The sequence below is a fragment of the Lactonifactor longoviformis DSM 17459 genome, assembly GCF_900129135.1.
GTDB lineage: Bacteria > Bacillota > Clostridia > Lachnospirales > Lachnospiraceae > Lactonifactor > Lactonifactor longoviformis.
In genome coordinates this window covers 41,705-57,778 of sequence record NZ_FQVI01000028.1, presented here as the reverse complement: position 1 = coordinate 57,778, position 16,074 = coordinate 41,705, and the positions used below count along the sequence as shown (strand labels likewise).

The window sequence follows — 16,074 nt, the reverse complement described above, 5'->3', positions numbered from 1 at the left end:
TGCAAGAGAACAGAAAAGAACAGGACGGTGCGGATTAATGCGGAATTAAGCGCCATGCATCAGGAGGTATTGGATAATCTTCAGAGTATCCATGGGGCGTTGCTCCGCATGAACCGCTCCATCCAGGCAGAAGGGACATTTGGAATCATCAAATACGACCGAAGGTATAAGCGAATTGTAAGAAGAGGACTGGATTCGGTAAGAGTAGAGATATTTCTTGTTTCTATCGGCCATAATCTCTATAAAATCTATAATAAGCAGATGAGACTCCGGGAAGTGGCTTAAAGAAGAAAGAGCGCACGTTTGTTGGGGTAAGGGGGATTATACGCTTTTTACTGCTTTTTTCTTACGCTTTCCACAAAATAAAGAGGGGCTGAAAAAATGGAGTTAGAGCAACTCCATTTTTTCACAGCCCCATTTTAGGTGTGAAGGCGGCTCAAAAAGGCACAGTGTTCTAGAGAATGTTCGGGGGACAAAAGGACTTCCTCCCGTTCTTCAGGGTAGATCCTGCATCTTGCTGCTGCATCGGTGAAGCGGCAGGAAGGACAGGAGTAATACCACTGGCAGGAACTGCATTTTTTGTGAGGACGTACGGGCACATCCCAGAAGGCTTCTATCAGCCTTCGGTATAAAAGGTAAAAGGGTTCCTGCAGAAGACTGCCCACCGGATGCTGGTTTCCCTGCAGGCAGGGGATGAGATTGCCCGAACAATCCACATAGATTTTGCCGGACAGGCAGAGATCCCCGTTTTTTCGTCCCTCATATCGTTCCAGGGTACAGGGGACGAGCGAGGCCTCTGAGATGGGGGCAGAAGACAGCTGTACCGGGAGTATCCTGTATCCGTTATGCTTCCAGTGTTCTATAGCCTGTGGGTCTGCTGTTTCGGGGCAATAGACTGTAACATCATGGTATTTTTTCTTTTCAGTCTGTCTGCTGCTGCAGGGAAACAGCAGTATGTGTTCCCGAAACAGCTGGGGATGCGCGGGATCCAGTCTGGGAAGCAGAATGCTGACGCTCACGTCTTTTTTCTTCAAATATCTCAGGACAGCATCAAACTCTTTATAAAGGAGCACATTGCCGCCGGTGAGCAGAAATGAGGAGGCACCGGCATCTGAGAGCGTGTCAATGATGGAAAACCAGCGCTCGGCGGGCAGATCTTTGGCACTGCTGTCTCCCTGCCGGCAGGGGGGACAGAAATAATCCCTGCAGTTGTCCCCTTCTATATCGCATCTGCCGGTGAGCTGGAGTACGGCAATCTGGATTTTGTAGCTTTTCAAATCTCTGTGTACTTGGAGAAGCGGGCTGCTTTCCCTGAGTTTATCAATGTAGCAGGGTTTATCAGAATAAAATCCCAGCTGCATTTTTTCCAGCTCACGGTAAAAATCATTATCCTGAATTGCCTCCCCCTTTTCCGCTGCTTCCAGCCAGCTGCATTCCTGTTTTTCCAGACCGGTAAATTCTCCGCTGGAGAGATCATAGAGAACTCCGCCTGCAATGCCGGTAAGAAAGATACAATGGTTATAAAGATGAAAATACATGGATAAATCCTCCTTTTTCAGCTCAGTACGGCAGGCTGCCTGTGATCCTGCTTCGCTCTTCCAGATATTCACGGGTAAACCGGTCAAATGCACAGGGCGACTCCTCCAGACATTCCGTATACAGGGTCAGCGTGTCTTTTACACATGCCTTTTTGTCTCTGCAGTAGGCGGAGGGCAGGGACAGCGCGGTATGGTCTGCCGCCTGTGCCATACAGAGGCTGCAGAACCTGGTTATCCTGCAGTCACTGCATCTGCCGGCAAAACTGTTAAACTGGTTAATATATCCTGCTATCTTTCTATAGTCCAGTCCATGCTCTGCGTCTCCAATGGGAAAGTGGGAGCTGATCTTTTCGCACATATGATAGGTTCCGTCAACCGAAGCAAATATTTTTTCTCCGGGGATACAGGAACCGGTATAGGGAAAGAATGAGGGCCTCATTTCCTGCATCACCGGATGACAGGCAAACATCTCATACCCGGAGGAGAACAGTGGAAGAAGGAGGCTGCAGCGGTGCAGCGAGACAGACCCTTCTTTTGCAGCCTGAAAATACTGTTCCCGGAGACGGGAGAGCTGCCGGTAAAAACGGAGCTTGTCTTCCGGTGAAAATTGCCGGTAATAATCGGTTTCTCCTGGAGATACCATAGAAAGATCTGTGACGAACAGTTTATTTTCTGTGACAAAGGCATCCAGGGCATCTAAATCTGAGAGATAATCCAGCCGGACGCTGATCCCCAGCCGGTGGTATCCGGGATGCCTTTTTCTGAGCCGTTCGATGGCCTGAAAAGCCTGATCAAAACTGCCGCTTCCATCCTCCCGTATCCGGTTTCTGTCGTGGCCGGGCTTGTCTCCGTCCAGACTGACGATAATTCCGAAATTATGGTCTGTGAGATAGTCCAGGATATCGTCATAGAGAAGAACGCCATTGGTTGTGACGGTATAGTTTACCTCACAGTCCCCGTAAATCTGGCTGCAGTAATTTACCGTCTCTTTGAGCAGGCCATAATTAATCAGGGGTTCACCACCCTGAAAAGAAATATTTGCTTTGCGGAAAGGATTTTTATTGCGGATCGTCCGGTAGTGAGTCATATAATCATCCAGGACTTTTCTTGCAGTCGAGAATTTCATGGAATCGCTGCTGTGGTTTCTTGTGCTTTTATAGTAATCCCCGTAATAGCAGTATCGGCAGCGCAGGTTACACCTCTGTGTGGTTTCCAGAATCAGCTGATAATATCCCTTTGTGAGAAGATAGTCCTGTACCTGGCCGGGGAGGGCCTCAGGTTTCTTTTCGGGAGCCGGACACGCATGATAATCTCTTACCTGGCCGGCGGGAAAGATAAAGCCGTTTTTATCGTTGTATACATAAGTGTTTCCTCGTGCAGTAGAAAACGTAAAGCTTTTCACTTGAGCTGCATCTCCTTTGATAAATGTTTGTGTGGTTATCTTTGAATTAAGGCATACCCTCTGATAGGGCGTACGGCTTGTTCCGTACGTTAAAGTATATGTGGAGAGTTTGGTCTTATAACCAGTTTTCTTTTGCAAAAGGGCTGGCTGGAAGTAAGGTTCTGCATATACTAATATCACAAAAAAAATCAGGAGTTAATCAGTATGTTTTATATAAAATCCTCTGACGGAACAAAAATAGCCGTATACGATTACCGCTGCGGCAGAAAAAGAGTAAAGGGAACAGTCCTTCTGGTGCACGGATGGCCCTTGTCCCATGAAATCTATGAATATCAGATCGGATGTCTGGTGGAATGCGGATACCGGGTTGTTGCTCTGGATCTGAGGGGCTTTGGAAATTCAGACACGCCTGCCTGCGGATATACTTATAACCAGATGGCCGAGGATATTTATCATGTAGTGTGCGCTCTGCATCTGAAATGTTTTACGCTGGTTGGATTCTCCATGGGTGGAGCCATTGTTCTTCGGTATATGAACAGATACCGGGGGTATGGGGTGAAAAAGCTGATATTATTGTCTGCTGCAGCTCCCTCCTGGACCCGGCGGCCTGGATACCCCTATGGTTTGACCAGGGAGTATGTAGACGGATTAATTCATCAGGTCTGTACGGACAGGGCAGAACTGGCTTACAATTTTAGTCATAAGCAGCTGTTTGCAAGTCCCCAGAGTGAAGCGGCAAAGGACTGGTTTGAACAGATTGCCCTGTCTGCTTCCGGGATAGGGACGAAGGAAGCTGCCATCGCACTGAGAGATGAGGACGGGAGAAAGGATCTAAAGAGTGTGAGAGTGCCCACTGTGATCATCCATGGGGCAAAGGATGAGGTGGTGTCTAATGATTTGGCTTTGCTTCAGCACAAGGGAATCCCATGTTCGAAATTATATACGCTGGAGAACAGCGGGCACGGTATTATGTATGACGAACTGGAGGTATTTAATTGCATATTTATGGATGCTGTGGAAGGCAGAATCTGAATATAAGGAGAAAAGGCGGCTGTATGCCGCTTTTTCCTTGACAAACAGCTATCAGGATGATACAGTATAACTGTAATACATATGTTATACAGTAGAGAGGTAAAAAGATGGAATTTAGAACTGACATTCCGATTTACCGCCAGATAGCGACTAGTATCAAAGAACAGATAGCCAGCGGCTGTCTGCATCCCGGGGACAAGCTTTTGTCCGTGAGGGAATACTCTGTTTTCTATGAGGTTTCTGCATTAACCATCCAGCGGGCTATGCAGCTTCTGGATAGGGAGGGAGTTATACATTCCCAGAAAGGTGTGGGCAGCTTTGTAAAAGACGGAGCCGGAGAAATTGTTAAGAAAGATATGGTGGCCCGTCTGGTAAAAGAATTTGTAACCAGTATGAAAAATACAGGAGCTTCAAAGGATGAGATTATGAAGCTTGTTGAGAGGGAGGCAGGTGAGCAGGAATATGATGGAACTTGAACATGTAAGTAAACGCTGCGGCGATATTCAGGTTATTGAGAATGTAAGCGTTGCGGTACCTGAAGGGCATATCATCGGATTGGTCGGTGAAAATGGAGTAGGAAAGACTACTTTGTTAAAGCTGCTGGCCGGTATTCTTCACCCGGATGAAGGAAGTATCCGCATGGATTCGGGTAAGATTTCTTATTTGCTGAGGGAACAGGATCTGTATCCCTGGATGAAAGTAAAGGATACGGTCTGCTATTATACCGATTTTTATCCGGATTTCAGATTGGAGCAGGCAATCAGCCTTTTGGAGGAGGCGGGAATAGAGCTGCACCGGAAAGTAAAAAAGTTATCGGATGGAAATAAACAAAGGCTCTGTCTGATTCTCGCAGTCTGCAGGCAGGTTCCTTATTATCTTCTGGATGAACCTGTGAAAAGTACGGATCCTAACTTTAAGAAGGATTTTAAGAAATATCTGCTGAGGAATCTTCCGGAGAAGGCTACTGTGATTCTCGCCACCCATTTGCTGAAGGATCTTGAGACTCTGTTCGATACGGTTATGGTGATGGGAAACCGCCGGATAAAAATGATAGAAGCAGAGCAGATACGGGAGAATTATAACATATCAGTAGGAGAGTACTGCGCCAGAGAGATGAACGCAATGAACGCATAATGGGAGGTGGAGATATGCTGAAATGTATGAAGTGGGAGATGAGACGGAGCTTTTATCAGCTCAGGTGGATTTTGCTGACAGCTGCTGTGACCGGCAGCATCTGCTGGGTAAGATACTATGCCCCGGCCGCCGGTACGCTGAAAGGACAGTTTGATTCTCTTTTCTGGATACTGAACGTTACTGTATCCTGCTGCGCCATCTGCCTGAGGCTTTATCCCTGGTATAATATGCTGCAGTCGTTTACCGGAGACGCTTATATAATGGAAAAATCAAGAAACATTTCCTTTGCCAGGCTGCTGTGTGCAAAGCTTCCCGGATATCTGTGTGTGCTTATGCTCTGCTATGGTCTGCAGATGACCAGGGGAATGATGCTGCTGGAACAGAATCCTGAGATGATCCTGGAAGGGTCTGCCGCCAGTATCATATGGATGGACGCTTTGAGCTTTTTTGCAGAACCTTTGCTGTTTCTGTGGGTTTTTTTGGAGCTGTTTAGGAAGCTGAGACGCGGAAATGAATTTTTAGCGCTGGTTCTCTTTCTCTGTGCGGACAGAGTGCTGATACGGATTCCGTTTCAAAACTATACAGGCATCATAGAATTGGCCATCGCCGCCGTTTTTTTCTGGCGTATTGCCTGGCTGGCAGATCACTGCTATGAACCGGCATAGTGTAAGTTCCTTTCCGGGACAAGATAGTAAATCACGCAGAAATATGCGTGATTTACTCATGCAGTGGGATGAAAAAGCTTCTATACTGTACCTGTACAGGAAAGGGGCGAAATGCGATGCATACAGTATTAAAAGTAAAAGATGTGACGAAAACTTATAAGAGACAGGGGAATCCGGCGCTGAACCGGGTTTCTTTTGAGGCAAAAGAGGGGGAGTTCCTGGGAATTATGGGAGCTTCGGGGTCTGGAAAGACGACACTGCTGAATGTACTGTCTACCATAGACCGGCCTGACCGAGGGGAGATTTTTATTCACAATATTAACGTTCCCAAGCTGAATCACGCCCAGGCCGCAGACTTCAGGAAACGTAATCTGGGCTTTATATTCCAGGAGTACTTTCTGTTGGACAGTCTAACGGTGAGGGAGAACATTGCAGTTCCCTTAACGCTGCTGCACTGGACGGCAGAGGAGATAGAAAGGGAAACAGAGGCGCTGGCAGAGGCTTTTGAAATCAGCTCTCAGCTGGAGAAGTATCCCAGTGAGCTGTCCGGAGGGCAGTGCCAGAGAGCAGCAGCAGCCCGGGCTATGGTAAAGCGTCCGCCGCTTATCTTTGCAGACGAACCTACGGGAGCTTTGGATTCCGGGTCATCCAGGGATCTGATGACTGCTCTGGCAAACGTGAATCAGAGGTCAGGAACCACGATCCTGATGGTTACACATGACCCCTATGCCGCCAGCTATACGGACAGAATCCTTTATTTTAAAGACGGGTGCATCCATGCGGCGCTGGAGAGAAATGGACAGGAGTGGGGAGATTTTTATGAATGTATCCTGCGGGAAACTGCCCGCCAGGATAAAAAACGATAGGGGGTGCGGGGATGAAAGTATCTTCTATGGCTATAAAAAATGTAAGGCGTAATTATTCTTTTTATTCTCTGTACTTTTTCTCTGTGGCTCTCGTCCTGGCGGTTTTTTTCTGTTTTGTCTCATTCTCTATGAATGAGGTAATCCTGGAAAAAATATCCTCAGACGGCCGTGTGGAGACTATGTGCAGGGCGGTGGCTGTTTTTGTGATTGCCTTTGTGGTTTTTTATATGTCTTACGCCAATCAGTTTTTTATGAGGCGGAGGATGAAAGAATTGGGAATATATGCGCTGCTGGGATACACTAAAACGCGTATGCTCTGTCTCCTAACCCTGGAGAATATGCTGATCTGTGCCGGAGGTATCTGTGCGGCACTTCCGGCCGGGGGATTGCTGCACAAAGGTGCAGTCTGGGGGATTACAGCAGCACTGGGACTGGCCGTAGACAGCAGCAGGATCCCTCTCATCAATCTGAAAGCGGCGGCGTTCTGCCTGCTTACGGTTCTGGCCGTTCTTGCAGCGCTTACACTGTCGAATGCCAGGCTGCTGTGGAGGTCTACACTCATGGAAACTATCCGTATGGAGCGCAGAACGGAAAAACCTTTCAGGATCCGTCCAACTGCCGGAGTGTTTGGCATGCTGCTGCTGCTGGCAGGATACGGGCTGGCTTTGGATATGGGGAGAGGAAAGGCTTCCTGCTGGTATAGAATTGGGTTTTCCCCCATTGCGCTTCTCACCATGCTGCTTGCGGTGGTTGGAACAGCACTGTTTATCCTGTCTTTTCTTCCCTTTGTGTGTAACATGTTCAGGGACAGGAAAAACATTTTTTACAGAGAAAATACAATCATTACTGTGCCAAAATTCATGTCCCGTCTGCGCACGAATGCAAAGTCACTGATCCTTTTGATCCTGCTGTCAGGGGGGACTCTTGCAGTGTTTGGGGCGACGGTTCTGTCTGTGTGGTACCCACTGGTGTCCCTGGAGCGGATCATCCCCTCTTCGATGGAATTCAGGGTTTTGGACAGGGGGGAGAAAACCGCGGCGCTGGAGGCACTGGATAAGACTGTGGGGAGCGGCGGGTATGAATTCTGTGAGACTATAGTCAGGAAGGTAAAAGCGGCTTCTGAGCGGCTTCCCGCGGAATATGGCATTAGTGCGGATAAAGGACGGGAAGCAGGGTTTGAATGCATCCGTGAGACGGATTATGAATCTCTGAGAGGACTGCAGGGAAAAAAGAATAATCTCCCTTCCCTGAGAACAAATGAATGTGTTCTGATAAAATACCGCCCGGACCCTTCAAAAAGAGATATCGGGGCTGTCTATGCACTGGAAACAGGAGGACGAAGAACCTGTAAGGTTACGGTAAAGGATACCAGCCTGGAGAATCCCATCGGATTCGCTAACAGTGTGGGTACTTTAGTTGTGACAGATGAGGTCTTTGAGGAGCTTGGAGCAGGATCAGCGGAGTCCTATACTGTTATGAGCATCGGGGGCAGAGGACTGAGAACCAAAAAACAGGCGTATGAGGCACTGCGGCCTATCCTATCAGGAAATCCATATTTTGTGAGCGCCTTTCAGCGCAAGTCAGAGCTGATTAAGCTGAATAGTTCTACCTTGCTCCTAATCAGTTTTGCGGCAGTGATTTTTCTGATTGCAACGGGAAGTATCCTGTATTTTCAGACAGTCTCCGCAGCGGTTTATGACAGGCCGGACTATGAAATAATGGGCAGAATGGGGTATAATTATGATATGATAAAGAGAGCAGTGCGCAGTCAGGTACAGATTTATTTTCTGGTGCCCTTTCTCATGGGAACCCTGCACAGTGTCTTTGCGCTGTTTTGCTATAAATCAGCCTTGATGGATGACCTGCTGGGGAAAAGCAGTGCGGTGCTGGTTCCGTTACTGTGCGCGATAGGAAGCTACTCCCTCATTTATCTGATATACTATCAGGTGACGAAGAGGGCCTGCTATAGGATTATTCTTAAGGAGAAAGGACGGTGAAGCTAAAGTGGAGAGACGGTATCTGGCCAGGCAGGGGATTCTGGTGCTCAGCCAGGCATGTGCGGTTGTATTTCTTTGCCGGATGGCGGCAGACAGAAGTCAGTCAGGCCTGGCAAATACGCTTCCCCTGATACTTATATCCCTGCTGTTTCTGGATGCAGCCTATATTTCTCTTAAAAATTTGAACAACAGCCGCTTATTAACGCAGTTCTCTTGGCTGCTGCTCCTTGCGGCGTGGCAGTTTTTGTTTTCTCTTTTTGGGACGGATAGAGTTCTGCACGGGATTTTTTATCTTCTGATACCGGTAACCGTACTGGAGACTATAGAGTTTTTACAGACGTTTCTGTTCCAGGGATCTGCCTATCGGGGGCAGAAAACATTTTTGATTCTCTTGCGAATTACCTGCTGCTGTTCTGCCGCGGCATATTTCCTGTCTGTGCAGGCTTTTTCTCTTGCTCTTCTTCTGCAGTCTTCGGCTGCGCTGGGGGCAGGGACAATTCTGATGCTGATGCACAGAAAAAGGATTCTGTTCTTTCTTAATAGCCAGAAGAAGGCGCTGATCCGCTCTTTTTTGTTTGTGGTTCTTCCATTTACCTGTTACATTCTGGTGTTTATGGACCGGGCCCGTTATCTGGAGAATATGGGAAGTTACCTGATCCTTATGACTTCAGTTGTCAGTGTGCACAGCATTGTGAATGGGAGAAGGTCTGATGCTCCTCTTTCCTCTGCCTTAAGGGGAAGGGAGGCCGTTTTTGTTCTATGCCTCGCCGCCGGGACTGCGGGGATGGTTGGATATCTCACAGGTCTTGGGATGACGGGAGCTGTGATGGTTTTCCATGTCTTATTTCTGATGATCCAATGCTTCCAAATCCTTTTGTATCACAGAACCGTACACAGGGGAGCGGAAAATCATTATGAGTATTCCTTATCACAGCTCAAAAGAGAAGAAAGACTGCGGGAGGATTTCTCCAATTACCTTCATGATGAGATACTGCAGGATTTGCTCTCTATTAAAAATCTGGCGGGCAAGGCGGACCGGCCGGACATCAAAAGACTTATTGCTGAGACAGCAGACGGACTGAACCGGTCCATTCGGGTCCGGATGGAGAGTTACCGCCCCACCCTGCTGAAACGTCTGACTCTTAAAGAAAATATGCAGAATATGCTGGATTCCCTTTCTGCTGATTATGGGGAGAAGGCCGGAAAAATAGATTTTATCTGTGAGAACAATATATTTCTTGTGGAGCCGTATAACGTCATGATTTACCGCATTCTGCGGGAATTGGTGACAAATGCCCTGAAACATGCGCAGGCGGCTGAGATACAAGCTGAGCTGTCTCAGCAAAGGGGGAAGATACTCCTGGAGGTTGCGGATAATGGAAAAGGGTATGAACAGGAAGAATATAGACACCAGGACCACAGGGGCCTGGATTCCATTTTGGAGCAGGTAGGTATGCTGGGGGGGACGATGCAGATCCGGTCAGGGAAAGGAGCGGGTACGCGTATTACCATTGCCATGGAAATGAAAGGGGAGGATTCGTATCAAAGTTTTATTGGTAGATGATCACGCTCTTTTTGCAAAGAGCCTTTCCATTGTCCTGGAGGATTTTCCTGAGATTCACAGTTTTTCCTGTGCAGCGGCAGACGACGGGCTTATCAGGCGTGTAAAAGCGGAACAGCCGGATATTCTGCTTATGGATATTAATCTAGGGAAAATGAATGAGGAGGACGGACTTCTTATAGCAGGTCATATTCTGGATGAGGTGCCGCAGCAGAAGATAGTAATGCTGTCGGGGTATGATCTGCCGGTATACCGCAGGGAGGCCAGGCGGCTGGGGGCAAAGGGGTTTGTGAATAAGAATGTGGAACCGGAGGAGCTTGTTGCAGTACTGAAGAAAGTGCAGAGCGGAAGGGTTTATTTTCCGGCAGACACTTGGATGGCGGAGGACTTGACAGAGACGGAAAAAAAGGTACTTTCATTAGTGGCGGCAGGTACAAAGCGCAGGGAGATTGCAAGGCAGCTGTACAGCAGCGAGCGCACTGTCTCAAATCATCTGCAGCATATTTTTGAAAAGCTGGAGGTGTCATCTGCTGTTGAGGCTGTTACGAAGGCCATTCAGATGGGGTATATTGTCCCGGACTTTACAGAATATGAAAGATAGACCGGAGGCAGCCGCGGCTCTCCGGTCTGTAATGGTCATATATCGATAGATGCAATCTCGGGGATATCTTTTAGAAGTTCTATGACATCTTCAACCTCATAGTTGATTGGGAATCTCACAAAAAGCTTCAGCTCCAGCATCTGTCCCTGGATTCTGGTGGCTTTTATATTTGAGATTTTAATCTCTCTGCTGGTGAAAGCGCGATCTAACAGGCCGTTGATATCCTGATCCTCCTGAATATGAATGGTGATCTGTTCAATAGCAGGAGATTTTACAATTTTCAGATTCCGGTGAAAGATGTACTGCATCAGAAGAATGATGAGGGTTGAAGCGGCACCCATAATGTACATTCCGGCACCGAAGGCCATCCCGATGCCCACGGTAGCCCAGATTCCTGCAGCTGTGGTCAGTCCGCTTACGTTCATGTTTCTTGTAAAGATAACGCTGGCGCCAAGAAATCCTATGGCGGTTACCACACCGGCGGCGATTCGTGAGGGATCCAGACGGATGGTGTCAGAGAGAACATCATAAAAGGCATATTTGGATAAAATCATCATAAGGGCAGAGGCCAGAGATACAATGGTATGGGTTCTGATCCCTGCAATTTTCAGACGGCTTTCCCGCTCATATCCGATGATTCCGCCGCAGACGGACGCGCCCAGCAGGCGGAGAAGAAAGATTCCTTGTTCCATGAAATAAGCCTGCAAAATATCACCTCCTTGGGTTGTATAGAAATATTATATGGCAGAGTGCAGGGGAAAGCAAATGAATTCATTGGTGTAATATCTTACAAGAAAAATAATTCCGCCGGTGGTAGACTGATAAAAACAGTGAGAGGAGACTGGTTATGCCGAATATAGAAGAGCAAAGAAGAGTATATTATGACTTTGAGCTGGAATTAGAAGCGTACAATCTGAAGGGGATTGTACAGAAATTTCCAAATCATTTTCATGATTACTATGTGATAGGGTTTGTGGAAGGAGGAAGGCGTCACCTGTGGTGCAGAGGAAAAGAGTATGATGTTGCGGCGGGGGATCTGCTTTTGTTTAATCCCAGAGATAATCACTGCTGCGGGCCTGTCAACGGGGAGAACCTGGATTACCGGGCAGTTAATATAAAACCGGAAATAATGGAACAGGCGGTGGGGGAGATTACGGGAAAAAAATATTTGCCTCACTTTGACCGCAATGTGGTGTATCAGAGTGAGACGGCGCCTTCGGTTAATACGCTGTATCAGAGCATTGTGGACAGGGCTCCCAGGATGGAGAGGGAGGAGAACTTATTTTTTCTGCTGGAACAGGTAATTGGGGAGTATACCACACCCATTGACGAGATTACTGTTTCGGAACCCAACCCTCAGATTCAGATGCTCTGTGAATATATGGAGAGGCATTTTTATGAGAATATAACCCTTGACGAACTTTTATCTATGACCAGCTTCGGGAAATCCTATCTTCTGCGGACCTTTACCAAAGAGACCGGTGTGTCTCCCTACCGGTATCTGCAGAATGTGCGGCTAAAACAGGCCAAAAAGCTCTTGGAGCAGGGAGAGACACCGGTCGATGTTTCAGGTATGACTGGGTTTTCGGATCAGAGCCACTTTACGAACTTTTTTAAGGAGTTTATTGGGCTGACACCGAAACAGTATCAGAGAATCTTTCAGCAGCCGGCAGGCTCCGGCTCTGCAGCAAAGGAGCAATAGAATGGAAAAGCAAACTACTGTCCGGGGACATGCTGCCGCGGGCGTTACAATACTGATCTGGGGCACCACCTTTATATCTACAAAAGTACTATTAAGGGAGTTTACGCCCATAGAAATATTATTTATACGTTTCCTAATGGGATATCTTGTGCTGTGGCTGGTGTATCCCAGAAAGCTTGCTCTGACCTCCAGGAAACAGGAGTGGTATTTCGCCGCAGCAGGGCTCACCGGAATTGCCTTGTATTATCTGCTGGAAAATATAGCCCTGACGTATACCCTGGCATCTAATGTTGGAGTTATTATATCCATTGCTCCGTTTTTTACTGCTGTATTTTCCTGGATATTTTTGGGAGGAGACAGGCCGGGAAAACGCTTTCTGTCCGGCTTCGTCATTGCCATGGGAGGAATAGCCCTTATCAGCTTCAGCAGTGAGGCAAAGCTCTCCATCAATCCCCTGGGAGATATACTGGCAGTGGCGGCTGCAGTTGTGTGGGCAGCATACTCCACCATAACAAAAAAAGTCAGTGCCTTTGGCTATCATGTGATACAGGCAACCCGGCGCACATTTTTTTACGGGCTGATCTTTATGATTCCGGTTATCCTGGCAAGTGATTTTAAGATAAGCCTGGGGCAGGTCACCCAGCTGAAGAACTTGGGGAATCTGTTGTTTTTGGGAGTCGGAGCGTCTGCCATATGCTTTGTGACGTGGAATTTCGGAGTGAAAATCCTGGGGCCGGTGAAAACCAGTGTGTATATCTATATGGTTCCGGTAATTACGGCGGTAACCTCTGCCATTATATTAGGGGAGAGGATACCCGGAGCATCCGTTTTTGGGATACTTATGACATTGGCGGGATTGCTGCTGTCAGAGGGGAGGAGTAAGAAAATAGAGATAGGAAGTGAAAAAGGGACAGGGCTTTCCGAAGCTGGGACACCCTGAGTTGATTTGGGGACGTGTTCTTTCTAGAAAGAACACGTCCCCAAATTTGCCAAAATTTACTTTACTGCCATTTCCAGTCTCTGATTTCCGGCAGATCCTGGCCGTATTCAGCGATATATTGTTTATGTTCTACCAGCTTGTCCCGCATTTTCTGTACCAGGTAGGAACCCCGGTTGCCCAGCTGAGGCAGGTGCTGAATGACATCCTGTACCAGGTGGAAGCGGTCGATTTCATTCTGTACACGCATATCGAAGGGGGTGGTGATGGTTCCCTCTTCCTGGTATCCGTGGACATATAGATTCCGGTTATGACGGTGGTAGGTGAGTTCATGGATCAGGGTCGGATATCCGTGGAAGTTAAATATGATAGGTTTATCTTTGGTAAAGAGTGCATCGTAGTCTGCGTCGCTTAAGCCGTGGGGGTGCTTGGACTGAGGCTCCAGTTTCATTAGGTCTACGATGTTTATTACACGGATTTTGATTTCTGGCATTGCCTCTCTTAAGATGGTCACTGCTGCCAGGGTTTCAAGGGTTGGGGTATCTCCGCAGCAGGCCATGACTACGTCGGGCTCTTCGCCCTGATCGCTGCTGGCCCACTCCCAGATGCCGATTCCCTGTGTACAGTGTTTTACTGCCTGCTCCATGGTAAGCCACTGGGTACTGGGATGCTTGGAGGTAACCATAACATTCACATAATTTTTGCTTCTGATGCAGTGGTCAAAGCAGGAGAGAAGACAGTTGGTGTCCGGCGGAAGGTATAGGCGTACAACGTCTGCTTTTTTGTTGGCTACATGATCTAAGAATCCGGGATCCTGATGGGTAAATCCGTTGTGGTCCTGCTGCCATACATTTGAGCTTAAAATGAAGTTCAGGGAGGCGATTTTCTGCCGCCAGGGAAGCTCGGAGGTTACCTTCAGCCATTTTGCGTGCTGGCTGAACATGGAGTCTACGATGCGGATAAATGCTTCGTAGCTGGCAAAGAAGCCGTGGCGTCCCGTGAGAAGATAGCCTTCCAGCCATCCCTCGCACATATGCTCGCTTAGCATGGAATCCATGACCCGTCCGTCATGCGCAAGAAATTCATCGTTGTCTTTCAGATCCCCGTTCCAGTCACGGTTTGTAACCTCAAATACTTTGCCCAGGCGGTTGGACATGGTTTCGTCAGGACCGAAGATACGGAAGTTTCGGCTCTTCTCGTTGAGCTTGAAAATATCTCTCACGAATCCGCCCAGCTCAATCATATCCTGTGCTTTTACTGCGCCCGGAGCCGGAACGTCAAGGCCGTAGCTGCGGAAATCCGGAAGGCGCAGGTCACGGAGTAGAAGTCCTCCGTTTGCGTGGGGATTCGCCCCCATACGCCGATCGCCCTTTGGTGCCAGTTCTTCCAGTTCAGGAATCAGACGTCCGTTTTCGTCAAATAATTCTTCCGGGTGATAGCTTAAAAGCCATTCTTTCAGCAGTTCCAGATGCTCCGGCTGCTCCATGGACATGGGAACCTGGTGGGCACGGAAGGTTCCTTCGATCTCGCTGCCGTCAACGCTCTTCGGTCCGGTCCATCCCTTTGGCGTGCGGAGAATTATCATAGGCCACTTAGGACGGGAGGAATCATTGTTTTCCCTTGCATTTTTCTGAATCTCTTTGATCTCCTCTATTACCGTATCCAGCGTCTCTGCCATGAGACGATGCATGGTCATTGGGTCATTGCCCTCTACAAAATATGGTTTCCAGCCGCAGCCTTCAAAGAATTTTTCCAGCTCTTCATGGGAGATGCGGGAGAAAATGGTGGGGTTGCTGATCTTATAACCATTCAGGTGCATAATAGGAAGCACAGCACCGTCGGTCACAGGGTTCAAAAATTTATTGGAATGCCAGGCGGTAGCGAGAGGACCAGTCTCTGCCTCTCCGTCACCTACCACACAGGTGGTGATAAGCTCCGGGTTATCGAATACCGATCCGAATGCATGAGCGAGAGAATACCCAAGCTCTCCGCCCTCATTGATAGAGCCAGGGGTTTCCGGGGCTACATGGCTGGAGATTCCGCCCGGGAAAGAAAATTGTTTGAATAATTTTTTCATACCCTCCACATCACGGCTGATGTTAGGATATACTTCACTGTATGTACCTTCCAGGTAAGTATTGGCCACCATAAAGTTTCCGCCGTGTCCCGGACCTGAGATGTAGATCATGTCCAGATCGTAGCGTTTAATCACGCGGTTTAAGTGTACATAGATAAAGTTCTGGCCTGGTACGGTTCCCCAGTGGCCTACGATCTTTTTCTTTACGTGCTCCATGGTAAGAGGCTCACGCAGCAGCGGATTGTCAAGCAAATAGAGTTGTCCGGCGGAAAGATAATTGTCTGCTCTCCAGTAGGCATCCATCTTCTGAAGCAGCTCATCATTTAAAGGCTGTTTTTCCAGACAGGTATTCGTTGTTTCTGGCATGGTAATACTCCTTTCGCAAATCATCTTAATAAAGTGTTTATTTTTTAACGATCATGAGTATAGTACTTGTTGACATGTAACACAACTTGTTTTTAAAAAGTTTTGAAAGGAATTTCCTCCTATTTTTGATGCTGCGTCCAGGAATAAAGCCTGTATTTAGACAGAAAAAGGGTTTTACCGTGGCAGCAAGACACAG

General features: G+C 47.8%; 15 protein-coding genes. 11 read left to right on the top strand and 4 right to left on the bottom strand.

What is annotated here, in order from left to right:
* The coding region (locus BUA56_RS18750) for a transposase (RefSeq protein WP_207650952.1) at positions 1 to 285 on the top strand (285 nt) is incomplete at its 5' end.
* A gap of 134 nt (positions 286 to 419) precedes the next feature.
* On the opposite strand, the gene BUA56_RS18745 is transcribed toward BUA56_RS18750, so the two are convergent.
* Entirely contained in the window at positions 420 to 1,538 is a 1,119-nt protein-coding gene (locus tag BUA56_RS18745) for a radical SAM family protein (RefSeq protein WP_072854306.1), read from the bottom strand.
* A 22-nt stretch (positions 1,539 to 1,560) separates the two neighbouring features.
* Positions 1,561 to 2,940 carry a radical SAM protein gene (locus tag BUA56_RS18740; protein ID WP_072854305.1) on the bottom strand — a complete coding sequence of 460 codons (1,380 nt, stop codon included), beginning with the start codon at positions 2,938 to 2,940 and terminating at the stop codon, positions 1,561 to 1,563.
* Positions 2,941 to 3,144: 204 nt separating this feature from the next.
* On the opposite strand from BUA56_RS18740, the gene BUA56_RS18735 reads away from it, so the two are divergent.
* The 8 genes from BUA56_RS18735 to BUA56_RS18700 all read left to right on the top strand — a co-directional run bounded on the left by BUA56_RS18735 (position 3,145) and on the right by BUA56_RS18700 (position 10,796).
* Positions 3,145 to 3,972, top strand: a complete 828-nt coding sequence (locus BUA56_RS18735; protein ID WP_072854304.1) for an alpha/beta fold hydrolase — start codon at positions 3,145 to 3,147, stop codon at positions 3,970 to 3,972.
* Positions 3,973 to 4,079: 107 nt separating this feature from the next.
* The gene (locus BUA56_RS18730; protein WP_072854303.1) at positions 4,080 to 4,448 is read left to right on the top strand and encodes a GntR family transcriptional regulator; all 369 of its coding nucleotides are present in this window, start codon (positions 4,080 to 4,082) and stop codon (positions 4,446 to 4,448) included.
* Positions 4,435 to 5,106: an ATP-binding cassette domain-containing protein gene (locus tag BUA56_RS18725; RefSeq protein ID WP_084068108.1), complete on the top strand. Its 672-nt coding sequence runs from the start codon at positions 4,435 to 4,437 to the stop codon at positions 5,104 to 5,106. Before BUA56_RS18730 ends, BUA56_RS18725 begins: the two co-directional genes overlap by 14 nt.
* A gap of 14 nt (positions 5,107 to 5,120) precedes the next feature.
* Entirely contained in the window at positions 5,121 to 5,771 is a 651-nt protein-coding gene (locus BUA56_RS18720; protein WP_072854301.1) for a hypothetical protein, read from the top strand.
* 116 nt (positions 5,772 to 5,887) lie between these two features.
* Entirely contained in the window at positions 5,888 to 6,637 is a 750-nt protein-coding gene (locus BUA56_RS18715; RefSeq protein WP_072854300.1) for an ABC transporter ATP-binding protein, read from the top strand.
* Between the two features lie 11 nt (positions 6,638 to 6,648).
* Entirely contained in the window at positions 6,649 to 8,634 is a 1,986-nt protein-coding gene (locus BUA56_RS18710; RefSeq protein ID WP_072854299.1) for an FtsX-like permease family protein, read from the top strand.
* Between the two features lie 7 nt (positions 8,635 to 8,641).
* Positions 8,642 to 10,198: a sensor histidine kinase gene (locus tag BUA56_RS18705; protein WP_072854298.1), complete on the top strand. Its 1,557-nt coding sequence runs from the start codon at positions 8,642 to 8,644 to the stop codon at positions 10,196 to 10,198.
* Positions 10,188 to 10,796: a response regulator transcription factor gene (locus BUA56_RS18700; protein WP_242946799.1), complete on the top strand. Its 609-nt coding sequence runs from the start codon at positions 10,188 to 10,190 to the stop codon at positions 10,794 to 10,796. Before BUA56_RS18705 ends, BUA56_RS18700 begins: the two co-directional genes overlap by 11 nt.
* 35 nt (positions 10,797 to 10,831) lie before the next feature.
* On the opposite strand, the gene BUA56_RS18695 is transcribed toward BUA56_RS18700, so the two are convergent.
* Positions 10,832 to 11,503, bottom strand: a complete 672-nt coding sequence (locus BUA56_RS18695; protein ID WP_341443519.1) for an MgtC/SapB family protein — start codon at positions 11,501 to 11,503, stop codon at positions 10,832 to 10,834.
* A gap of 140 nt (positions 11,504 to 11,643) precedes the next feature.
* On the opposite strand from BUA56_RS18695, the gene BUA56_RS18690 reads away from it, so the two are divergent.
* Both BUA56_RS18690 and BUA56_RS18685 read left to right on the top strand, forming a co-directional pair.
* Positions 11,644 to 12,498, top strand: coding sequence for an AraC family ligand binding domain-containing protein (locus tag BUA56_RS18690; protein WP_072854296.1), 855 nt, complete (start codon positions 11,644 to 11,646; stop codon positions 12,496 to 12,498).
* A gap of 1 nt (position 12,499) precedes the next feature.
* Positions 12,500 to 13,438 (top strand): DMT family transporter, encoded by a 939-nt coding sequence (locus BUA56_RS18685; RefSeq protein WP_072854295.1) that lies wholly within the window; start codon positions 12,500 to 12,502, stop codon positions 13,436 to 13,438.
* 61 nt (positions 13,439 to 13,499) lie between these two features.
* Here the strand turns inward: BUA56_RS18685 and BUA56_RS18680 are convergent, their stop codons facing one another.
* Positions 13,500 to 15,878: a phosphoketolase family protein gene (locus tag BUA56_RS18680; protein ID WP_072854294.1), complete on the bottom strand. Its 2,379-nt coding sequence runs from the start codon at positions 15,876 to 15,878 to the stop codon at positions 13,500 to 13,502.
* Positions 15,879 to 16,074 lie beyond the last annotated feature (196 nt).